This window comes from Lysobacter tyrosinilyticus (assembly GCF_054779815.1).
This window is the reverse complement of record NZ_BAAGXN010000001.1, coordinates 1244959-1267252: the sequence shown is the minus strand read 5'-3', so window position 1 is coordinate 1267252 and position 22294 is coordinate 1244959. Positions and strand designations below refer to the sequence as shown.

Sequence of the window (22294 nt, the reverse complement as noted above, 5' to 3'; positions counted from 1 at the left end):
TAGCGCAGGCGGATCAAAGCTCCTCGCGCCAGCGGTCCCGGTTTGCCCGAACTCTCCGGGGTTGCCGGAAATGGTTCACCTGGGATTGGGGCAGTCTCGGATCGATGTCGGACGCAAGATGGGCATGAACTGGACGGACCTGCGGTTCTTCCTCAATCGAAGCGCGGGACTGTGCCGGCGCGGACTCGCCAGCCTGCGCACGCGCGGACTGCGGGCGTCGTGGCAACGCGTGCGCAAGCACCTGCGGCCCGTGCCTGAATCGCAACGGCGCTCGCTGTTTCTGCCCGAGCCCGCGCCGTTCGCGCCGTTTGCGTTGCCGACTGCCGAGCCTGCCGGACCGGCACCGCGGGCCAGCATCGTCATCCCGGTGTTCAACCAGTTCGCGCACACGCTGTCCTGCCTGCGGGCATTGGCGTCGCATCCGTCCGAAGCTACGTTCGAAGTGGTCGTCGTCGACGACGGCTCGTCGGACGAAACCGAAACCGCGCTCCTCCAGATCGACGGCCTTCGCTATCACCGCCGCGCCCGCAACGGCGGTTTCATCGCCGCGTGCAATGACGGCGCCGGGCTCGCACGCGGCGAGTACCTGGTCTTTCTCAACAACGACACCGTGCCGCAGCCGGGCTGGCTCGACGCGCTGCTGCATACCTTCGACGCCCATCCAGACTGCGGCCTGGCCGGGGCGCAGCTGCTGTATCCGGACGGACGCCTGCAGGAAGCCGGTGGAATCGTGTTCACCGATGGCAGCGCTTACAACTACGGACGCTTCGACGCCGCGGACGACCCGCGCTTCGCCTTCGTGCGCGAAGCCGACTACTGCTCGGGCGCGGCAATCGCGGTGCCGCGCGAACTGTTCTCGCGGCTGGGTGGATTCGATACGCGGTATGCACCGGCGTACTTCGAGGACACCGATCTTGGCTTCGCGGTGCGTCAGGCCGGCTACACGGCGCTGTACCAGCCGGCTTCCCGCGTGGTGCACATGGAAGGCGCGACGGCGGGAACGAATACCGGCAGCGGTGTGAAGGCTTACCAGATACGCAACCGCGAGGTCTTCCGCCAGAAATGGCAGACCGCACTCGCCGCGCATCCCGTGGCGCAGGACGACATCGATGCCGCCGCCGTGCACCAGCGACGCCGCACCGTCCTGGTCATCGACGAGTCCACCCCGCGACCGGACCACGATTCGGGCTCCCTGCGGCTGGTCAACCTGATGCAGCTGCTGCGCGAGGAAGACGCGCACGTGGTGTTCCTGCCCTCGGACCGCGCGCACGCCGGGCACTACACCGAAGCGCTGCAACAGTCCGGTATCGAGGTCTGGTACGCGCCCTTCGTCGATCGTGCGACCACATGGCTGCGCCGCCATGGACGCCGTTTCGACACGGTGATCGTCTGCCGGCACTTCGTGGCCAACGAGTTCCTGCCGGCGCTGCGCGAGCATGCGCCGCAGGCGCGCATCGTGTTCGACAGCATCGACCTGCACTACGTGCGCGAGCGACGCGGCGCCGAAGTCGCGGGTGATTCCGCCCTGCTGCGCGGCGCCGAACGCACGCGACAACTGGAATTGGACGTGATCGCTCGCAGCGACGTCACCCTGGTGGTCAGCGGGAACGAGCGCGCATTGCTGGCGCAGGACGCCCCGGCGGCAAAGGTCGAGGTGTTGTCGAACCTGCATCGTGTCGCGGGCCCGGGACAGCCGTTCGCGCAACGCCACGACCTGGTCTTCGTCGGTGGCTTCCGTCATCCCCCCAATGTCGATGCGGTGTTGTGGTTCGTGTCGTCGGTATTCCCGCTGATCCGTGCGCGGTTACCGGACGTGCGCTTCCATTGCATCGGTGGCGACGTGCCCGACACGATCGCGGCACTGGCGGAGCAACCCGGTGTGATAGTGCACGGGCACCTCCCGGACATCACCTCGTACATGGATGGCGCGCGCATCGCAGTGGCGCCGCTGCGCTATGGCGCGGGCGTCAAAGGCAAGGTGAACCTGAGCATGGCGCACGGCCAGCCGGTGGTCGCAACCGCCTGCGCGGTGGAAGGCATGCACCTGGTTGCCGGCGAGGATGTGCTGGTAGCCGATACCGCACAGGCCTTCGCCGACGCGGTAGTGCAACTCCATGGCGATCAGGCGCTATGGGAGCGCCTGGCTGCGAATGGCCTGCGCAACGTCGAACGGCATTTCTCGCTGGATGCAGCGCGCGAAGTCGTGCGGCAGGTGTTGCTGGCCTGAGCGCCGCGCTTGGTTACGGCCGCGATTCGCCTTCCGTCGCAAGCGTCGCAGTCCGCAGGCGTGCCGCGAAGGCCGCCAGCCCGTCCGCGCCCGGGTCGAGCGCCTGCGCTGCATCGAGCGCAGCTTGCGCCCCCTTCACTTCGCCTGCGCTCAGGCGCTGATCGCCGAGCGCGATCCAGCGTTGCGCCAGTTCGTGGCGTGCCTGGCGCACCTTGGAGGTATCGCCTTCGATCGCGCGCCGCGCATCCAGGCAGGCACCCGCACGCACCAGGCGATTGCCGCGCAGTGCATCGTTGAAGCACTCGGTCGCAGCGGGCACCAGCCGCGCCGAAGCGGCCTTCACCCTTGCATCCTGCGGTGCGATCGCACGCGCCGCGCGCAACTTGTCGTAGGCGCTCTCGCCCGGAGGCGTGAGCAGGTCGCCGCGCGCCTGGGCCTGCGTGGCCTCGTCGAGCAGGCGGATCAGCCGGCGACGTTGCGCGGCGTTGGGGGCGACCGCCGAAATCTGGCGCTGCGACTGGCGCGCGCGGGCCAAGTGCTGTTCGGCGTCGGCAATCGCAGGCAGCGATGCGCTTCCTCCTGCGATGAGGCGCGACTGGTGCAGTTCCGCCTCCGCCTCGGCGAAACGGTAGTCGGCGGCGAAACGCTCGCTTCGCCGCGCATGTGCGGTCGCCACCGCGTGCACGCCCTGCAATGCCGCGTCGTCTTCAGCATCGACCAGCAATGCCGCACGGTAGTTTTCCAGCGCAGTATCCAGTTCGCCGCTGCGCAACTGGCGCTCGGCCTGCCGTCTCGCGTCTTCGGCGGCACGCGTCAGTGCGGCCAGTGCATCGGGTAATTCGACATGGCCCGCATCCGCGACCTGTACGCGTCGGACCATCGCAGCGGCGTTCACCAGATCACCCGCCGCCAGTCGGGTGCGTGCCTGCTGGAGCAGGTCGGAGAGCGTGTCTTCGCGCCCCTCCAGTGCTTCGGTGCGGTTGGGATCGAGTTCGAGCACGCGCTGGTACAGCGGAAGCGCGCCATCCGGGCCTTCCAGCTTTCCCGCGGTACGTGCCGCCGCGGCCTGTTGCAGCAATCCATCCATGCCGACGCCCGCGGCTTCGTTGCGACGCAGTTGCTCGCGCATCGCAACGACCTGCGCACGCGGCACCGACAACTCCTCGGCTAACTGGAGAAAATCACGGGCCTGCGAAAAGCGACGCTGCGCCATCGCCGCTCGCGCCTGCGCCAAAGCGGCCTGGCCGACCTTGTCCAGTCCCGCACGCGCGTCGGCACGATCCGGATCCAAGGCCAGAGCGGCGGCGTACAGCTCGCGTGCCCCGCTCCCATCGGCAGCCGTCAGATGGCCGCGCGCCAGGGCGCTTTCGGCCTGCTGGTGCAGGTGCTCGGCACGGGTCTGCGGCCATAGCCATTCCGCGAGCGGTTGCCGCAAAACCAGCAACACGAGCACCAGTACCGTAGCCGCCACTATCCAGCGCCGATCCCAGGCCCGGAACTTGTCGAGCGGCCCCTTCCTCCCCGTCCCGTTCACGCGCCGGCGCTCCTCGCCGAAGCGCAACTCATCGAAGCGCACGGAGGGTTCGCGCCGCTGCGGATCGGAAGGGGAAGAACCAGGGTCGTGCACCGTCATCGCCCCGAGGATAACGCGAGGGCGATGACGCGACCGTGCGTCCGGGACCGGTTTTACAGCCTCTCAGCTGCGCTGCGCGTGCTCGACGCCCGGCAGGCTGGAGAGCTTGCCCAGCAGCGCCGAGAGCTGGCCGTAGTCGTTCACCCGCAGGCGCACCCGCAACCGGACGTGCGCGCCGTTGCGCTCGAGCTGGCTGCTGATGCTGGTGACATGGGCATTGGCCTGGGCGATGACGTTGCTGACTTCCTTCAGCAGCCACTTGCGGTCGAGGGCCAGCACTTCGATGTCCACTTCATAGCCGCTGCCCTTCCTGCCCCATTCAACCGGCAGCACGCGCTGCGGTTGCGCGGCCGCCAGGCGCAGGTAAGACGGGCAATCGGGCCGATGCACGCTCACGCCGCGCCCGCGGGTGACGTAGCCGACGATGGGTTCGCCGGCCACCGGCTGACAGCAGCGCGCGAGCTGGACCAACAGGTTGCCCACGCCTTCGACGGTGAACTCGGTCTTCCCGGTCAGCACCTTGCGCGGTGCGCGGGTGACTGGAATCGTCGGGGATTCCGCAGGCGCCGTGGCGGCGCGCTCCAGTTCCAGCAGCGCGCGGCCCACCTGATGCGGGCCCACGTCGCCCAGCGCCACCAGCACGTGCAGGTCGCCGTCGCTGTCGACGTTGAAGCGCTCCAGCACCGGACCGAGATCCGCACCGAGCACGCCCAGCCGGCGCAACTCCTTGTCCAGCAGCTCCTTGCCCTCGGTCTCGTTGCGCGCGCGATCGAGCTTGTGGAACCAGGTCCGCACCTTCTCGCGCGAACGCGGACTGGCCAGGAATCCGTTGGACGGAATCAGCCAGTCGCGGCGCGGCGCCTCGGTCTTGCCGGTGAGGATCTCCACGCGATCGCCCGTGCGCAGCTTGTGATCCAGCGGCACGATGCGCCCGTCGACCTTGGCGCCGCGACAGCGATGTCCCACCTGCGTGTGCACGTGATACGCGAAGTCGAGCGGCGTCGCGCCGGCAGGGAGATCCATCACCTCGCCCTTGGGCGTGAGCACGTAGATGCGGTCCTCGACGAGCTCGTTTTCCAGCTCGCCGCTGAGCGCGCCCTCGCCCTCTCCGTGCGACTCAAGCAGCTTGCGCATCCAGGCGATCTTGCGATCGAACGCAGCATCGGCGCTGTGGCTGCCGGCTTCCTTGTACTTCCAGTGAGCGGCGACGCCCAGTTCGGCCTGGCGATGCATGTCGAACGTGCGGATCTGCACTTCCAGCGTCTTGCCTTCCGGGCCGATCACTGCGGTGTGCAGCGAGCGGTAGTCGTTGCGCTTGGGGCGGGCGATGTAATCGTCGAATTCGCTAGGGATCGGTACCCAGGTCGAATGCACGACGCCCAGCGCCGCATAGCAGGCCGCGAGATCGTCGACAAGCACGCGGACGGCGCGCAGGTCGTAGAGCTCGCTGATCGGCACATCCTTGCGCCGCATCTTCTTCCAGATGCTGTAGATGTGCTTCGGTCGTCCCGCGATGTCGGCCTTGACGCCCTGCACGGCCATCGCCTGCTGCAGCGTCTGCTGCACCGCTTCGATGTAGCGCTCGCGATCGCCGCGCTTCTCGTCCAGCAACCGGGCGATCTGCTTGTAGGTATCCGGTTCCAGGTAGCGGAAGGCGAGGTCTTCCAGCTCCCACTTCAATTGCCAGATGCCCAGGCGATTCGCCAGAGGCGCATGGATATCGCGGGTCAGCTCGGCCAGCGCACGCTGCTCTTCCGCCGGCAGCGTGGCCGCGTTGCGCATGCGCGCCAGCTGGCGCGCGAGGAGGATCGGCACCACGCGCAGGTCGCGAACGATGGCGAGCAGCAGCCGACGCAGCCCTTCGTTGCTGGCATGCGAACCGTGCTCGGCATGCAGCGACCAGACCTGCGACGCCGCATTCTGTCCTTCGATCAAAGCGGCGACCGCGCCGAACTTCTTGTCCAGAGCAGCCAAGCCCGCTGTGGGCGGATAGTCGTACAGCAGTGCCGCGGCGATCGTTTCACCATCGGCACCCAGCTTCGACAGTGCATCCAGCGTACCTGTGACCACCACGGGCGAACTGCGCGACTTGACCTCTCCATCACCGTACGCCGCCTGCATCGCCTCGCGCAGCATCGCCTCGCGCAGCATCGCCGGTATCGGCGAGGCGGCAGGCGATGCCAACAGCGCATCCAAGGTGGCAGGGGCGAGCGAGCTCACGGCATTGCGATGGAATTGAGCGACCGGTCTACACTAGCCCTCAACCGTCCGGAGGAACAGCCATGCCCGTGATCCGCCTGCGTCCATTGTGGAATTCGCTCATGCTCGTTGCGCTGGTCGCGGCCGCGCCTGCCGCGTTCGCGCAACCTCCGATCGAGCAGCAGATGACTGCCGATCAGTTCAGGGCCACCGGCCTGGGCAAGTTGTCGCCGCAGGAACTCGCCAACCTCAATGCGTGGCTCAACAATACGCTCGAGATCGAAACGACCAAGGCCGCCAAACTGGCCAAGGAAAAAGTCGAGACCGAGAACCGTGGCTTCCTGAGCTTCGGCAAGTCCGATCCCATCGTCGCCACGATCGTCGGCGACTTCCGCGGCTTCGCGAAGGGACGCAGCTGGACGCTCGACAATGGCCAGGTCTGGGAACAGGTCGACACGGCCACACTGGTCGGCGTAAAGAAGACCGATCCCAAAGTGCGGATCACGCCCAGCGTCATCGGCAGTGCGTGGTACATGCAGATCGATGGATACAACACCCGCGCCAGCGTTAAGCGGACCAAGTAACGTCCGGAACAAGTGATATCTCAAAACTGGAGAAACCGCATGCGCCTGATTCTTGCCAGCCTTGCAATGCTGATTCTGTTCGCTTCCAGCCAGGCTCACGCCGAGCGTCCCTACATGCCGCTCGAGCAGCGGTTTTCCTACGAACAGTTCCGCGCCGCCGGCCTGGATCGATTGACGGATGAGCAATTGGCCATGCTCAACCAGCTGCTTCGCAACGAACAGGTGGCGGTCGTCGAAGCCGCCAAGGAGCGCACTCGCCGGAAGGTGGAAGCCGAAACCACGTTCACGGGTTCGCTCAAAGGGGATTTCCAGGGCTGGCGCAACGGCCAGGTGCTGGAACTGGATAACGGGCAACGCTGGCAGGTGGTCGGCGATGAGTACTACCTCGCCAAGCCGATCCCCAGCCCCAACGTCACCGTGAAGCGCGGCCCGATGGGCAGCTGGTACCTGCAGATCGAAGGCATGAATGCGGGTTCCAAGGTGAAGCGCATCGAACCCTGAGTCGAGCCGTCATCGGCTTGCAACACGGCATGCGCATCGTGATCGGTTGATCGGCAGCGCTCTGCGCTGCCGGCACCCTGCGGAGAGTGCAACATGCTGCGAATCCTGATCCTTTGCGCCGGCCTGGCGCTTGCCACCGCTTCCGTCCAGGCGCAGACCTATGTCGACGTCGAGAAACGTCTCGATGCCGCGGAAATGCATGAAGCCGGCCTCGACACGCTCTCGGCCGAACAACTGGCGGCATTGAACCGGCTGCTCCGCGCGAAGCAGATCGCGACACCTCCGGCGCCGGCCCCGGAAACTCCCAGGCACGAAGACACGCAACGCTCCTACATCGGTCTCGACGAAAAGCCGATCCACAGCCGCGTGAAGGGCAACGTGGACGGCTGGGCCCCCGGCACCGTGTTCGAACTGGAAAACGGCCAACAGTGGAAGGTGCTCAAGGGCGAGATGCGGTTGCGCACGCCGTTGCAGGCCCCGGAGATCGTCCTGGTGCCGGGGATCGCCGGGCGCTGGTTCCTGCAGGTCGACGAAGACATGCCGAAGGCGCGCGTCTACCGCATTGATTGAGCCACGTCATCGCTGCGGCTCAGCGCCGCAGCGATGCCAATCGTTGCGCCAGCTTCTTCGGCGAGATCCCGCCGCGCGCACCCAGCTCCTGCGCGAACAGCGAAACGCGCAACTCTTCAAGATCCCAACGCAGCTCCTGCCATCCCGGCTCGCCAGCCTCGCCTTCAAGCCCGGCTTGCGCGAGCGCGTCGGCGAATGGCTTGAGTTCGAGCATGCGTGCCTGATCGCGGGTGGGATCGCGCAGCGCGCGCTCACCGCGTAGCGACAGCGCCTTGAGATAGCGCGGATACTCGCGCAGCACCGGCGCCGGCACGTCACGCAGGAAGCCCGGCGGCGTCAACGCGGCCAGATGCGCACGCATGTCGTCGAGGTTGCCGCTGGCCCAGCCCATCAGCGGCGATTCCAGCCTCGCGCGCACTTCGGCGACGGCCGCGAGGATGAGTTCGGCCTGACGCAGACGCTCCATGGCTTCCGGGAAGACCTGCTTGGCCACGGCATCGCGGCGCTCGGCAAAGGCCGCCGCGTCGCGAATCCCGCCAAGCTCCTCGCGGGTCAGTGCATCGAAGGCGCCATCGACGAGATCGGCGCGCAGGCGGTCGCCTTCCTTCAGTCCATCGGTGCGCGGTGAAGCGGATTCGATCGCCGCGTACAGCAGGCCCATCTTGGGCGACACCGGCAACTGCTTGCGTGCCTGCTTGAGCTTGTCCACCAAGGCGATCGCCAGCAGGCGACGCACACCACGTGGATGCGCGCGTTCGGCGACGTCGCGTTCGGCATGCACGCGCAATGCCGCGCTGTCGCCGGTGTCGTGCAACGCGGGATACGCCGGAACACCGCCGGCACCCGGCACCGACAGCGGTATCGCGGTCTCAGGGAACACGGTCAATCCGGCTTGCGCCAGGCCATCGGCCGCCTTGGCGGCGAAGGCGGCGGCCGCGCGCTCGCCGAAGCGACGACGCAGTTCTTCGAGGTCGCGCGATTCGGCCAGCACCGACTTTCCATCGCTGCCTTTGGCGGGCGCATCGAGCAGACGCAGGTTGATCCGCAGATGCGGCTCCAGTGCGGTTTCATCGAAGTCGATCGCCGCAATCTCCACGCCGCCCAGCTTGCGCAGGAAACGCGCCAGCTCGCCCACCAGCGAATCGGCCGAGGGCTGCGGGTGCGCCTCGTAGAACGCGCGTGCGAAATCCGGCGCCGGCACGAAGTTGCGACGCAGTGTCTTCGGCAACGACTTGATCAGGCCCGCGGCCTTGTCCGCCACGAAACCTGGCGCCAGCCACGACAGACGTGCCGGGTCGAGCGCATTGAGCAGATGCAGCGGCACCGCGACGGTCATGCCGTCATCGAGGGCGCCGGGTTCAAACCGGTATTTCACCGCCAGCTTCGCGTTGCCCAGCGTGAGGTACGGCGGGAAGCGCGCGGCCTCGGTTTCGCCGCCGATCATCAAATCGTCGAACGACCACTCCAGCTTGGCCTTCTCCGGCGCCGCCAGCTTGTTGTACCAGGCGTCCAGCGCCTGCGCGTTGTGCACGTGCGGTGGCAGGCGATCGAGATACCACTGCGCCATCCATTCTTCGTCGACGACAAGCCCGGCGCGGCGCTGCTTGGCTTCTTCCTCCCTCGCCTTCGCGAGGGTCGCGAGGTTGCGCGGCAGGAAGGCGCAGCGCGTGTTGATTTCGCCCGTCACCAGTGCATCGCGCGCGAAGATGACGCGGCTTTCCTCGGGGAACAGCGCGCCGTAATGCACCGGCCGCTTCGGCGCGAGTACCAGCCCGAACAGGCTGATCTGTTCGCTGCCGACCACGCGTCCCTGCGAACGGGCCCAATGCGGATCGTGGTGGCGCCGCGACAACAGGTGCGGCAGCTCGCTGATCGCCCAGTCGGGCTCGATGCCGGCATTGGTCAGCGACCACACGCGTTCGGTGTCGAGCAGCGTGGCAGAGAGCAGCCACGGCGGCGGCTTCTTGGCCAGCGGCGAGCCCGGGAACAGCTGGAACTTGCGACCGCGTGGACCGTCGTAGAAGCCCTTGTCGCCGCGCTGGCCGAGCTGGGTCGGCAGACCGGCGATCAGCGCGCGATGCAGCGTGGCGTATGCCGCCTGGTCGAACTCCGAGCGCGCACCGTTTACGTGCCAACCCAGTTCGTCACACAGCAGCTTCAGCTGCCTGTGCAGCTCACGCCACTCGCGCATGCGCAGGAAGCCGAGGAAGTGCTTGTCGCACCAGGCGCGTAGCTTGGACTGGGTCAGCTCCTCGTGCGCATCCTGGTAGGCATCCCACAACTTGAGGATGCCGACGAATTCGGAACGTGGATCGGCGAACAACGCATGCGCATTGTCGGCGGCAGCACGCTGGTCGGCCGGACGCTCGCGCGGGTCCTGGATGCCCAGGAACGCGGCGATGGTGAGCATTTCGCGCAGGCAGCCCTGGGTGTTGGCAGCAACGAGCATGCGCGCCAGCTTCACGTCGACCGGCAACCGCGCCATCAGCTTGCCGATGGCGGTGAGCTGGCGTCCTCCGCCTGCGGCATCGATGTCGACCGCGCCCAGTTCGGCGAGCTGCTGCCAACCATCGGCAATGGCGCGCGGATCGGGCGGTTCGAGGAACGGAAATTCCTCGATGCGACCAAGCCCCAGCGACAGCATGCGCAGGATCACGCCGGCGAGCGCGGCGCGGCGAATTTCCGGATCGGTGAAGCGCGGTCGCGATTCGAAATCGGCTTCCGAATACAGCCGGTAACAGGTGCCTTCGGCGATACGGCCGCAACGGCCCTTGCGCTGGTCGGCACTGGCTTGCGAGATGTCTTCGATATGCAGACGATCGAGCTTGCCGCGCGGGCTGTAGCGCTTGACGCGCGCCAGCCCCGGATCGACCACGTAACGGATGCGCGGCACCGTCAGCGACGTCTCGGCGACGTTGGTCGCCAGTACGATGCGGCGCTTCGGCCCCGGGTTGAACACGCGATCCTGGTCACGCACGGAGAGCCGCGCGTACAGCGGCAATACCTCCGTCTCGCGGTACTTGCGTCGCTCCAGCGACTGGTGCGCGTCGCGAATCTCGCGTTCGCCGGCCAGGAAGATCAGCACATCGCCGCGTGGATCCTCGCGCGTGATCTCGTCGCAGGCGGACACGATGCCGTCGTTGACGGTGCGTTCGCCTTCGCTTTCGCTCTCGCCTTCCAATGGCCGGTAGCGCAAGGACACCGGGTAGCTACGGCCTTCGACATTCACCACCGGTGCGTTGCCGAAATGCGCGGCAAAGCGCTCGGTGTCGATGGTCGCCGAGGTGACGATCACCTTCAGGTCGCGGCGCTTCTGCAGCAGCTGCTTGAGGTAACCGAGCAGGAAGTCGATGTTGAGGCTGCGCTCGTGCGCCTCGTCGATCAGGATCGTGTCGTACTGCGACAGCCAGCGATCGGACTGGATCTCGGCAAGCAGGATGCCATCGGTCATGAACTTCACCGCGGTCTGCTCGCCGACGTTTTCGGTGAAGCGGACCTGGTAGCCGACTGCGCCGCCGAGCGGCGTGCTCAATTCCTCGGCCACGCGTCGAGCCACGGCGCGTGCGGCAATTCGACGTGGTTGGGTGCAGCCGATCATGCCCGCCGCGCCGCGGCCGGCGGCCAAGCACAGCTTGGGCAGCTGCGTGGTCTTGCCCGAACCGGTTTCGCCCGCGATCACCACCACCTGGTGTTGCCGGATCAGTTCGACGATACGGTCGCCCTCGGCGGCGATCGGCAGCGACGGATCCACCTGCGCCTGCGGGAGCGCGCCCACGCGCGCTTCGCGCTGGCCGACAGATGCGGCCAAAGCCTGCGCGAACGCAGCCTGCGCCTTGTCGTCGGCCGGCTTGCCGCTCCAGCGCGACCAAAGCCCATGCAGCCGGCCGCGATCGCGACTCAGCGCTCCATCGATGGCGCGACGGGCCTGGCGCAGTTCGGCTTCACGACTGGGATCCGCGCCACGCGCCGGGCCTTTGCCGGCCGGCCGTGACGCGGACTTAGCATTTGCGTCGATAGGGTTCATCTATCCAAGTGAAAGAAACAATTGACTTCAAACCGTGCGGTTGCGGGCCTATTGTCGCCGCAAGCGTCCACCCACAGGGAGTCCAGCATGGCCAAGAGCAAGCCGTCGAAGTCCGAACCGACCAAGTCGAAGCCGCAGTCCGGCGCAAGCGGTAATGCACCAGCGATCGATATCGGGATCAGCGGGGGCGATCGCAAGAAGATCGCGGAGGGCCTGTCGCGATTCCTCTCCGACAGCTTCACCCTGTACCTGAAGACCCACAATTTCCACTGGAACGTCACCGGGCCGATGTTCAACAGCCTGCACGTGATGTTCGAGGGCCAGTACAACGAGCAGTGGCTCGCGCTGGACGAGACCGCCGAGCGCATCCGCGCCCTGGGCTTCAATGCGCCGGGCTCGTACGCCGAGTTCATCCGCCTGACCTCGATTCCCGAGGAACCGGGCCTGACCGATACCGCCGACTGGCACGAAATGGTTCGTCAGCTGGTCGCAGGCAACGAGGCGGTGGCGCGCACCGCACGCAAGGTGCTCAAGATCGCGGATGAGGGCGGCGACGATCCGACCGTGGACCTGATGACCCAGCGGCTGCAGGTGCACGAGAAGAATGCGTGGATGCTGCGGTCGCTGTTGCAGTAGCCGCGCGTTCGTAGTGCCGGCCCGCCCGGCGCTTCAGCCCGAAGCGGAAAAGCTGCAGCAATCCACGACGCGTCCATCCCGAGGCCCCGCGGGAGTGCGGGGCCTCATTGCCCGGATCGAAGCAGATTCGGAAAATTCCCAGCGTCGACAGTGGCAATGCCCGATGGGCTGGGCCATCCGGCCACGTAAAATGACGGCATGTCCGACGCCGCCCTAGACCTGCTCCGCCGCATTTTTGGCCACCGTGAATTCCGTGGCGAGCAGGCGCAGATCGTCGAGCGGGTCACCTGTGGCGAGGACGCCCTGGTCCTGATGCCCACGGGCGGCGGCAAGTCGCTGTGCTACCAGCTGCCGGCCCTGTTGCGCGAGGGCTGCGGCATCGTGGTCTCGCCGCTGATCGCGCTGATGCAGGACCAGGTGGAAGCGCTGCGCCAGGTGGGCGTCAACGCGGCCTACCTGAACTCCTCGCTGGACGCGACCGAAGCCGCCACCGTCGAACGCCAGCTGCTCGCCGGCGAACTCGACCTGCTCTACGTCGCACCCGAACGCCTGCTCACGCCGCGCTTCCTGTCCCTGCTCGATCGCGCCCGCATCGCGCTGTTCGCCATCGACGAGGCGCACTGCGTGTCGCAGTGGGGCCACGACTTCCGCCCCGAATACCGCCAGCTCACCGTCCTGCACGAACGCTGGCCGCAGATTCCGCGCATCGCGCTGACCGCCACCGCGGACGAGCCGACCCGGCAGGAAATCGCCGAGCGCCTGGCGTTGGAAGACGCGCACCGCTTCGTCAGTTCGTTCGATCGGCCCAATATCCGCTACCGCGTGGTGCAGAAGGACAATGCGGTGCGCCAGCTGCGCGACTTCCTGCATGCGCATCGCGGCCAGAGCGGCATCGTCTACGCGTTCTCGCGCAAGCGCGTGGACAGCGTCGCCGAACAACTGCGCGAACTCGGCTTCGACGCCCTGCCCTACCACGCCGGCATGAACGCGGAGATACGCGCCACCAACCAGCGCCGTTTCCTGCAGGAAGACGGCATCGTGATGGTGGCGACGATCGCCTTCGGCATGGGCATCGACAAACCGGACGTGCGCTTCGTCGCGCATGTCGACCTGCCCAAATCGGTCGAGGGCTATTACCAGGAAACCGGCCGCGCCGGCCGCGATGGCGAACCCGCCGAAGCCTGGCTCTGCTATGGCCTGGGCGACACGATCAACCTGCGCCAGCTGATCCAGCAATCCGAGGCCGGCGAGGAGCGCAAGCGCCTGGAGTTGCGCAAGCTGGATGCGCTGCTCGGCTTCTGCGAATCCACGGCGTGCCGGCGTCAATCCTTGCTCGGTTGGTTCGGCGAAGCGCACGCCGGTGCCTGCGGCAATTGCGACAACTGCCTCGATCCGCCGCAAAGCTGGGACGGCACGGTTGCGGCGCGCAAGGCCTTGTCGTGCGTGTATCGCAGCGGCCAGCGCTTCGGCGCGGCGCATGTCATCGACATCCTGCGCGGCGTCAGCACCGAACGCGTGCAGCAGTTCGGTCACGACAAGCTCAGCACCTGGTCGATCGGCAGCGACCTGGACGAGCGCCGCTGGCGCAGCGTATTCCGCCAGCTCGTCGCCAATGCGCTACTGGAAGCCGACGCACACGGCGCGCTGCATCTCACCGAAGCCGCGGGGCCGGTGCTGCGCGGGGAGTTGAGCCTACATTTCCGCGTCGAACAGGCGCCGACGCGGCGCAAGCGCGATCGCAACGCGGCTAACTCCGAGCAGGATTTCGATCTGTCGCCGGACGCATTGGTGCGCTTCAACGCGCTTCGCATCTGGCGCGCCAATACCGCACGCGAACAGAACGTGCCGGCCTACGTGATCTTCCATGACAGCACGCTGCGGGCGATTGCCACACATGGGCCAGAGGACCTGGATGAGCTCGCCCGCATTCCCGGCATCGGCGCGAGCAAGCTGGATCGCTACGGCGAAGACGTGTTGCAGCAGTTGTTCGACGCGGCCTGAACCGCCGCCGCGCGCCGATACATTCGACAGCAACTGGAATGGTGGGTCTTGTCGGAATCGAACCGCGCCGCCACAGCTCGTGGCTACGACGGCGTTACCGCGCCGCCGCGCGCCGGTACATTCGACAACAACTGGAATGGTGGGTCGTGTCGGAATCGAACCGCGCCGCCACAGCCCATGGCTACGACCGTGTTACCGCGCCGCCGCGCGCCGATGCATTCGGCAACAACTGGAATGGTGGGTCGTGTCGGAATCGAACCGCGCCGCCACAGCCCATGGCTACGACGGTGTTACCGCGCCGCCGCGCGCCGATGCATTCGGCAACAACTGGAATGGTGGGTCGTGTCGGAATCGAACCGCGCCGCCACAGCCCATGGCTACGACCGTGTTACCGCGCCGCCGCGCGCCGATGCATTCGGCAACAACTGGAATGGTGGGTCGTGTCGGAATCGAACCGACGACCAGCGGATTAAAAGTCCGATGCTCTACCGACTGAGCTAACGACCCAGGTATTCCAAGCGGCTCTGCCGCTCCCGGCCTTGCGCCGGGGTGCGCATTCTAGCGCAGGCGCGCGGTTTTCTGCAGACCCGTCCGGAGCCCCGGAATTCAGGCGTAACGGGTGGGATCGGCCACGCCCGCCGCCGCGAAACCTTCAGCGCGCAGGCGACAGGCGTCGCAGTGCCCACAGGCACGGCCTTCGGCATCGGCCTGGTAACACGACACGGTTTCGCTGAAGTCCACGCCCAGACGCAGGCCTTCACGCACGATGTCGGCCTTGCTGAGGAACTGCAGCGGCGCGTGCACTTGCAGCCCTGCGCCCTCCACGCCCGCCTTAGTGGCGAGGTTCGCGAGGCTCTGGAACGCCGCGATGAATTCGGGACGGCAATCGGGATACCCGGAATAGTCGACCGCGTTAACGCCGCAGAAGATGTCGTTCGCGCCCAGCACTTCGGCCCAGCCCAATGCCACCGACAACATGATCGTGTTGCGCGCCGGTACGTAGGTGACGGGAATGACGCCCGACGGTGCATTCGCGCCCACGGCATGGCCATCGGCGTCGGTGGGCACCGCGATGTGCTCGTCGGTCAGCGCCGAACCGCCGATGCTGCGCAGGTCGACGTTAACGGTCTTGTGCGCCACCGCACCGAGCGTGCGGGAGACACGATCGGCGGCGTCGAGCTCGGAGGTATGGCGCTGCCCGTAACGCACGCTCAAGGCGTGCACGGCAAAGCCCTGCTCGCGCGCGATGGCGATGACGACGGCGGAGTCCATGCCTCCGGAAACGAGGACGACGGCTTTTTTCATGGAGTAGGGAACGATTTTGAAGCGGAGATTCGAAACGACGCCGGACGCTCAACGCCCGCGTTCGTCATTCCACAGGATCTTGTGCAGCTGCATCTGGAAACGCACCTGCAGGTGGTCGGCGACGATCCAGTCGGCCAGTTCACGCGGCGACACCTGCGTGTAGCTGGGCGAGAACAGCACTTCGCAGATCTGCGTCAGGCGATGCTCTTCGAGGATGGACTTCGCCCACTCGTAGTCCTCGCGCGAACAGATCACGAACTTGATCTGGTCGTGCGGCGTGAGCTGCGCCAGGTTGGACCACAGGTTGCGATGGACTTCCTGCGAACCCGGGGTCTTGATGTCGAGCACGCGCGACACACGCTGATCGACTTCGCTGATATCGATCGCGCCAGAAGTCTCCAGCGAAACCTCATAGCCCGCGTCGCACAGACGCTCCAGCAGACCGATGCAGCGCTTCTGCGACAGCGGCTCGCCGCCGGTGACGCAGACGTGGCGCGCGCCGTGTTTGGCTACTTCGGCCAGGATGTCGTCGATGCTCCACCACTCGCCACCGTGGAAGGCATAGGCGGTGTCGCAGTACTGGCAGCGCAGCGGACAGCCGGTCAGGCGCACGAAGACGGTCGGCCAGCCGGCGTGGCGGGCCTCACCCTGCAGGGAGAGGAATATTTCGGTGATCTTGAGGCGTTCCGCGGAGGCGGCCGCCTCGGTCGGAACGGCGTTCATGGCGACATTGTACCGTGCGCGGGCGGACGGCCCGGCCGCGACGCCTCAAATCGCGGGGATTTATCGCGAAGGTGCCATCTGTCCAAGATGCAGGGCGCTCAGGCGATCGGCGGCCGTGCGCGCGGCGTCGGTGCCGGGATAGCGGCGCGTCACCTCGGTCAGCGTGCGCTCGGCGGCCTCGAGCTGGCGCGCGCCGTACTGCGCGAGTCCCACCTTGAGCAGGGCTCCGGAGGCCTTGTCGTGGGTCGGATAGCGATCCAGCAGGGTCTGGAACTGTTCCTGCGCAAGCTGGTAGTTCTGGGTCACGTAGTAGCTCTCGCCCAGCCAATACAGGGCATTGGGCGTATAGCTGCCATTCGGATACTGCGCGAGGAAATTCTGGAAGAGCTCCGCCGACTGCACGTACTGGCCGGCCTTGAGCGCATTGAACGCGGCGTCGTAAGCCGTACGTTCACCGGCTCCCTGGGCGATCGCGCCCTTGTCGCCATAGACCGTGGGCCCCTTGTCGGACGGGCCTGACGCGGCTGCGGCGGGTTTGGTGGCAGGCGTCGTCGGGGCAGCCGGCTTCGTGGCGGGAGTCGTCGGGGTCGCGGGCATGGCCGGCTTCGCCGCCGCACCACCCGTCGTTTCCAGACGATTGAGGCGGTCGTCGATATCGAGGTACTGCGCCTTCGCGGTGGACTGCAGCTGCTGATTCTGCTGTTGCAGCTCTTCGACCTGGGCGCGCAGGGCCTGCACTTCGGACCGCAGCTGGGTCAGCTGGTTGAGCAGGTCGACGTTGGCCTGGTTGTTGGCGGCGCGCGCCTCGAGGGCAGCCACGCGATCGGCCAGGCTGGTACGTTGGGCCACGGCGGGCGCCGAGACGGCGCAGGCGACCATGAACACAGGGAGCAGGAATCTTGTGCGCATGAAGGTTTGACCTAGTGATGCGGGAAAGTTCAAACCCCGAGACACCCTCCCCCGCCTTGCGAGGGAGGATGCGCCGTTTTACTGCTTACTTCGCGGTGTAGACGATTTCGACGCGGCGATTCTTGGCCCAGCAATCTTCGGTCGAGTCGGTGCAGGTCGGACGCTCTTCGCCGTAGCTGACCACGGTGAGCTGGCCGCCCGAGCCGCCATTAGCCTGGACGGCCGACGACACGGCATTGCCACGGCGCTCGCCGAGGCCCTGGTTGTACTCACGGCTGCCGCGCTCGTCGGCATTGCCTTCCAGGGTGATGCGCGAGGACGGACGGTCCTGCAGGTACTTGGCGTGGCAGGCGACGATGGCCTGGAACTCCGGCTTCAGCGCGTCCTGGTCGAAGTCGAAGTACACGACACGCTGACGCAGGCAGGCATCGGTGTCGAGGTCTTCCGGACCGAAACCGGTCTTCGCAACCGGCGGCTGGGTGACCGGCGGCTGTTCGACAACAGTGGGTTCGGCCGGCGGCACTTCCTTCACCTTCTTCGAGCAGGCGACGGCAGTGGTGCACAGCAGTGCGGCAACAAGAATACGAGTGGTGTTATTCATGGTTATTCCTCGTCTGGGAGCGGTGCAGCGGTTACGGGGGTGTCGCGAGCATCGGAACGAGCGACGGAAACTTGACTAGCCTACCAGTCAACCTGAACAGGGGGCGTGACCGGCGTTACGCGTTGGAGGTTTGCGCCCGAATCCGCACAAACCGCCTTCGTGAGTCAGTTGCTGGGGCGATACGGACCCCAGGCCGGCTCGCGCACGTCGCCATCGGCAAGAACCAGGCGCTGGCGTACGCGGGCATCCGAGGAGACGGCATACAGCACATCACGGCGACCTTCGCGCGCCGCATAGAGAATCATCATCCCGTTCGGCGCGAAGCTCGGCGATTCGTCAAGGGAGCCTGGCGACAGATTGCTCCAGGAACCACCCACGCTCTTGTCCATCATCGCGATCCGGTATCCGCCGCCCGACTGCTGCGTAGTGGCCAGCTTCTTGCCATCGCTGGAGACCGTCGGGTCCGCGTTGTAGCTGCCCTGGAAGGTGACGCGGGTAGCGCCACCGCCGGTTGCCGGCACCTGGTAGATCTGCGGCTTGCCGCCGCGGTCGGAGGTGAAATAAAGCGTGCTGCCATCGCTACTCCACACCGCCGACGTATCGATGGCGAAGTGGTTGGTGATCTGGGTCAGCGCACGGCTGCCCAGGTCCATCACATAGATCTCCGGATTGCCGGTCTTCGACAGGGTGAGCGCAAGCTTGCGTCCATCCGGCGAGAACGACGGAGCGCCATTGATGCCACGGAACTTGGCGATCAGCTCGCGGGCACCAGAGGCGATCGTCTGCAGGTAGATCGAGGAATTACCGCCTTCGTAGCTGACATAGGCAAGCTTGCCGCCATCCGGACTCCACGACGGCGACAGCAGCGGCTCGGAAGAGCGCACCACAGTCTGCGGGTTGAAGCCGTCGCTGTCGGCCACCATCAGCGCATAGCGCGTGGCTCTGCCGGTGCCGACCGCAGTGACATAGGCGATGCGGGTATAGAAGGCGCCGCGGATACCAGTCACCTTCTCGTACACGGCGTCAGCGATCTGGTGCGCGACATCGCGCATCGCCGTACCGCGCGCATTCTTGGCGAAGCCAAACAACCGCTCCTTGCGGGCGACGTCGAAGAGTTCGTATTCGATGCGATAGCTGCCGTCAGCGGCATCGAGCACGCGTCCAACGAGGATGTAGTCCTGGTTGAGCGCGGCCCACGTCGGGAAGTTGATTTCGGCGCCGCGCGAGGGGCGCTCGACGATGTCGCGATCAGCGAGGCTACGGAACGAGCCCGATCGGTTGAGATCCGCGGCGACGACCTTGGCGACATCGGTCTGCAGCGTCGCCGGGCCCTGCATCGGGATCACGGCGATGGGCACCGCGGAGGCGTTGCCGCCCACGATGTCGATTTCGAGGCCCTGTTGGGCGCTGGCCGCAAGCGGAAACAGAAGGGACAGCAGCGCGGTCAGCCAACGCAAGGTCAGGTACGACGAGGATCGATTCATCAGCGCTCCGAAAACTTGGTGATGGGGGGGCTGCAGGGGCGGACCGCTGATGCGGTCTTGTTCAGGTTCGTATTCTTAACAACTGTTTGGTTAACGCCGCCTCAAGCCCGAAAAGTAGGCACAACCCGGTTACAGGTCTTACCTAGCGTTCCTCGGCCCGGAAATTGAGGTTCAGATTGCGGTTGAACACGGCCTCGAATCCGGCATAAGGCAGCGGCTGGGCCTTCAACACGGCGGCTTCGATAGAACGCCGACCCTGTTCGTCGTAGGCGCATGGCTCAGTCACTTCGACGCCCATCACCTGCCCGCCCGGCAGCTGCCGGATGTTCAAACGGCAGGTGGAACCGAGCGGCACGGAATCCGGACGCGTCCATTTGGCAAGGATCGCCGCCATCAAAGCGGCCTTGTAGCGCGCCTGAAGCCCGTTGTCGGTGCCATTGGCGCCGCTGGCCTGGGCATCGTTTTCGGCTGCGGCTTCGGCGGCGCTGCGCGAGCGGGCATTGGCCAGTTGTTCCAGCCGCTGCTCGGCCAGCGTGGCCTCGCGGGAGGCGGAGGCACGACGGCGGCGGATGTCTTCCAGCTGCTTCTGGCGCTGGATCTCCATCTCGGTCAGGCGCTGCTTTTCCTGCGCCTGCTGCTGCCGCTCCTGCTGAGTGAGATCGACCTGTTCCTGGCGCTGCTTGGCTTCCTGCACCTTCTTCTCTTCCGAAGGCGTCGGCGTCGGCTGCTCGGTGACCGCTTCCTGATTGGTCTCATCGGGAACGGGAATGAAGTCCTGCGCCTTAGGCTGCGGCTCGACCGGCTCGGGAATCGGTTCCGGCAGCGGCTCAGGTTCCTCCACCGGCAGCGGCTCGGGCTTGCGCTGCAGCGTCTGGCGCATCGCGGAGGACAGCTGGCTCACATCCATGAGTTCGGCGGACATCGCTCCTGCCGCGGCGGGTGTCGCGCTGCGCGTCCACCACAGACCGATGAACAGCACGGCGAACAACGCCAGGTGCAGCAGCACGGCGAGAACGAAAGCCTGCGCAGTATCGGCAGGAGTTTCTCTCATTTACGGCTGCTCTTCGGATCGCTCATCAGGCCGATCTTCTTGACCTTGGCGCGCTGCAACAGCTCCATCACGTTCATCACGTCCTGGTATTTCCCCTCGCCCTGCGCGGCGACGAAGATGGACGCATCCTTGTTCTGGCTGACGATCGCGCGCACGCGCGCTTCCAGCGATTGCGCCGTCATCGCCTCGTTCTTGCCGGCCTTCACCGCCAGCGCATAGCTGCCGTCGGGATACACGCTCACGACGATCGGATCGTTCTTGGCGTTGACCGACTTCGCGTTGGTCTGGGGCAGATCGACGTCCACGCCCAGCGTAAGCAGCGGTGCGGTGACCATGAAGATCACCAGCAACACCAGCATCACGTCGATGTAGGGCACGACGTTGATCTCGGCCTTGAGCTTGCGCTTGCGATGGCGGCGCATGGAGAGGACGGACATGGCAACTCTCGTATTCGTTCAACGGCTGTCCAGCATGCAATCCAACGCACGATGCCGGACAAAGGAGTTACTCGTCGGCGTGCGCCTGACGCTGCAGGATCGAAGAGAACTCCTCAGCGAATGCGTCGTACCGCACGGCCAGGCGCTCCACGCCGTTGGCGAAGCGGTTGTAGGCCCACACGGCGGGGATGGCCACGAACAGGCCCATCGCGGTCGCTAGCAGGGCTTCGGAAATGCCCGGCGCCACGTCCTTGATGCCGACCTGCGCGCCGCTGGCGAGCAGGCCGTGCATGGTCACCATGATGCCGAATACCGTGCCGACCAGGCCGATGTACGGCGCGGTGGAACCGATATTCGCGAGCAATTCGAGGTTGTGTTCCAGGCCATCGATCTCACGCGAACCGGTGGCGCGCATGGCGCGCTGCGCGCCTTCCAGCTGCACGCGCGAATCGACGCCCTTGCGCTGGCGAAGACGACCGAATTCGCGGAAACCGGCTTCGAAGATCGCTTCCATGCCCACGACCGGGGTGCGGTGCTGGGTGGCGCCGGCGTAGAGCTTGGTGAGCTCGGCACCCGACCAAAACTTTTCCTCGAAGCCGACGGCTTCCTTGTGCGCGCGTGCGATGACGCCGCGCTTGCGGAAGATGATCACCCACGATACGAGCGAAGCCACGATCAGCAGGCCCATGATCAGCTGCACCGGCAGACTGGCGTCGATCACGAGGCGCAGCAGATCGAGATTCGAGTTCGCCGCCGCCGCGCCCTGCGCAGCCGTATCGGCAATCGCGGTGGCCTGCGCCGGCGCGTCTTCGGGCAGGGCTTCGACGGTGGCTTGCATCGCCATGAAGGTTGCGGGGGTCATGCTGCTTTCTCCACCAGTGCGTTCAGTTCGTCGTACAACGGTTGCGGAATGGGGGTTGGGCGGAAGTCCGTGCCCAGTGCGGCGACTCGGACTGTGGCAGTGAGCAGACGCTCCTCACCACGGCGGATCTCCTGGGCGAAGACCAGGCTGGCGCGGCGACACTCCTGCAAAGCAGAGGTCACCTCCAGCGCATCGTCCAGCCGTGCGGGCTTGAGGAAATCGAGCTGCATCGCGCGCACCGCAAACATCAGGCCGTGCTCCTGTCGCAGCAATTCCTGTCCGTAGCCCTGCGTGCGCATCCATTCGCTGCGTGCACGCTCGAGAAAGGCCAGGTATTGCGCGTGGTACACGACGCCGCCGGCATCGGTATCTTCCCAGTAAATGCGGACCGGATGGCTGAACATGCGTTAAGAATTCCCGGGTACGGACATCACGAAACGTGAAATACGGTTTCCTGCAAGGGCGCGCATTCTGCGCGATGGCGCGATCTCGCTCACGTGCATACCGCTCATTCCACGATACGAAAGCGCACAGGCGCTTGCCTTCC

18 protein-coding genes and 1 tRNA gene are annotated in these 22294 nt (G+C 66.0%); 6 read left to right on the top strand and 13 right to left on the bottom strand.

What is annotated here, in order from left to right; genetic code table 11:
* Positions 1–118: 118 nt before the first annotated feature.
* A complete protein-coding gene (locus ACYVGK_RS05410) occupies positions 119–2227 on the top strand; it encodes a glycosyltransferase (protein WP_460732455.1) in 2109 nt (702 codons plus the stop codon).
* A gap of 13 nt (positions 2228–2240) precedes the next feature.
* Here ACYVGK_RS05410 and ACYVGK_RS05405 read toward each other — a convergent pair whose 3' ends face one another.
* Together ACYVGK_RS05405 and ACYVGK_RS05400 are read right to left on the bottom strand one after the other, a co-directional pair.
* The gene (locus ACYVGK_RS05405; protein WP_460732216.1) at positions 2241–3860 is read right to left on the bottom strand and encodes a hypothetical protein; all 1620 of its coding nucleotides are present in this window, start codon (positions 3858–3860) and stop codon (positions 2241–2243) included.
* Positions 3861–3923: 63 nt separating this feature from the next.
* Positions 3924–6011 (bottom strand): RelA/SpoT family protein, encoded by a 2088-nt coding sequence (locus tag ACYVGK_RS05400; protein ID WP_460732454.1) that lies wholly within the window; start codon positions 6009–6011, stop codon positions 3924–3926.
* Positions 6012–6142: 131 nt separating this feature from the next.
* Here ACYVGK_RS05400 and ACYVGK_RS05395 point away from each other — a divergent pair, with 131 nt between their 5' ends.
* From ACYVGK_RS05395 to ACYVGK_RS05385, 3 genes are all read left to right on the top strand, one after another.
* Entirely contained in the window at positions 6143–6643 is a 501-nt protein-coding gene (locus tag ACYVGK_RS05395) for a hypothetical protein (protein WP_460732215.1), read from the top strand.
* 39 nt (positions 6644–6682) lie between these two features.
* Positions 6683–7144 carry a hypothetical protein gene (locus ACYVGK_RS05390; RefSeq protein ID WP_460732214.1) on the top strand — a complete coding sequence of 154 codons (462 nt, stop codon included), beginning with the start codon at positions 6683–6685 and terminating at the stop codon, positions 7142–7144.
* Between the two features lie 93 nt (positions 7145–7237).
* Entirely contained in the window at positions 7238–7714 is a 477-nt protein-coding gene (locus ACYVGK_RS05385) for a hypothetical protein (protein ID WP_460732213.1), read from the top strand.
* Between the two features lie 19 nt (positions 7715–7733).
* Here ACYVGK_RS05385 and hrpA read toward each other — a convergent pair whose 3' ends face one another.
* Complete coding sequence (hrpA, locus tag ACYVGK_RS05380; protein ID WP_460732211.1) at positions 7734–11738, bottom strand: ATP-dependent RNA helicase HrpA; 4005 nt, start codon at positions 11736–11738, stop codon at positions 7734–7736.
* Positions 11739–11825: 87 nt separating this feature from the next.
* On the opposite strand from hrpA, the gene ACYVGK_RS05375 reads away from it, so the two are divergent.
* Both ACYVGK_RS05375 and recQ read left to right on the top strand, forming a co-directional pair.
* Positions 11826–12374 carry a Dps family protein gene (locus ACYVGK_RS05375; RefSeq protein ID WP_460732210.1) on the top strand — a complete coding sequence of 183 codons (549 nt, stop codon included), beginning with the start codon at positions 11826–11828 and terminating at the stop codon, positions 12372–12374.
* A gap of 198 nt (positions 12375–12572) precedes the next feature.
* The gene (recQ, locus tag ACYVGK_RS05370; RefSeq protein WP_460732209.1) at positions 12573–14375 is read left to right on the top strand and encodes a DNA helicase RecQ; all 1803 of its coding nucleotides are present in this window, start codon (positions 12573–12575) and stop codon (positions 14373–14375) included.
* 431 nt (positions 14376–14806) lie between these two features.
* Here recQ and ACYVGK_RS05365 read toward each other — a convergent pair.
* From ACYVGK_RS05365 to ybgC, 10 genes are all read right to left on the bottom strand, one after another.
* Positions 14807–14882, bottom strand: a tRNA-Lys gene (locus ACYVGK_RS05365).
* 99 nt (positions 14883–14981) lie between these two features.
* Positions 14982–15680 carry a 7-cyano-7-deazaguanine synthase QueC gene (queC, locus tag ACYVGK_RS05360; RefSeq protein ID WP_460732208.1) on the bottom strand — a complete coding sequence of 233 codons (699 nt, stop codon included), beginning with the start codon at positions 15678–15680 and terminating at the stop codon, positions 14982–14984.
* Positions 15681–15728: 48 nt separating this feature from the next.
* Entirely contained in the window at positions 15729–16403 is a 675-nt protein-coding gene (gene queE, locus ACYVGK_RS05355; protein WP_460732207.1) for a 7-carboxy-7-deazaguanine synthase QueE, read from the bottom strand.
* A 60-nt stretch (positions 16404–16463) separates the two neighbouring features.
* Positions 16464–17312, bottom strand: a complete 849-nt coding sequence (gene ybgF / locus ACYVGK_RS05350) for a tol-pal system protein YbgF (protein ID WP_460732206.1) — start codon at positions 17310–17312, stop codon at positions 16464–16466.
* A gap of 85 nt (positions 17313–17397) precedes the next feature.
* Positions 17398–17913 (bottom strand): peptidoglycan-associated lipoprotein Pal, encoded by a 516-nt coding sequence (gene pal, locus ACYVGK_RS05345; RefSeq protein WP_460732205.1) that lies wholly within the window; start codon positions 17911–17913, stop codon positions 17398–17400.
* Positions 17914–18077: 164 nt separating this feature from the next.
* Positions 18078–19397: a Tol-Pal system beta propeller repeat protein TolB gene (gene tolB, locus ACYVGK_RS05340; protein WP_460732203.1), complete on the bottom strand. Its 1320-nt coding sequence runs from the start codon at positions 19395–19397 to the stop codon at positions 18078–18080.
* Between the two features lie 142 nt (positions 19398–19539).
* On the bottom strand, positions 19540–20448 hold the full coding sequence (locus ACYVGK_RS05335; protein WP_460732201.1) for a cell envelope integrity protein TolA: 909 nt from the start codon (positions 20446–20448) through the stop codon (positions 19540–19542).
* Complete coding sequence (tolR, locus tag ACYVGK_RS05330) at positions 20445–20885, bottom strand: protein TolR (RefSeq protein WP_460732200.1); 441 nt, start codon at positions 20883–20885, stop codon at positions 20445–20447. Before tolR ends, ACYVGK_RS05335 begins: the two co-directional genes overlap by 4 nt.
* A gap of 67 nt (positions 20886–20952) precedes the next feature.
* Positions 20953–21747, bottom strand: coding sequence for a protein TolQ (gene tolQ, locus ACYVGK_RS05325; protein ID WP_460732198.1), 795 nt, complete (start codon positions 21745–21747; stop codon positions 20953–20955).
* Complete coding sequence (ybgC, locus tag ACYVGK_RS05320) at positions 21744–22151, bottom strand: tol-pal system-associated acyl-CoA thioesterase (RefSeq protein WP_460732196.1); 408 nt, start codon at positions 22149–22151, stop codon at positions 21744–21746. Before ybgC ends, tolQ begins: the two co-directional genes overlap by 4 nt.
* Positions 22152–22294: the final 143 nt, after the last annotated feature.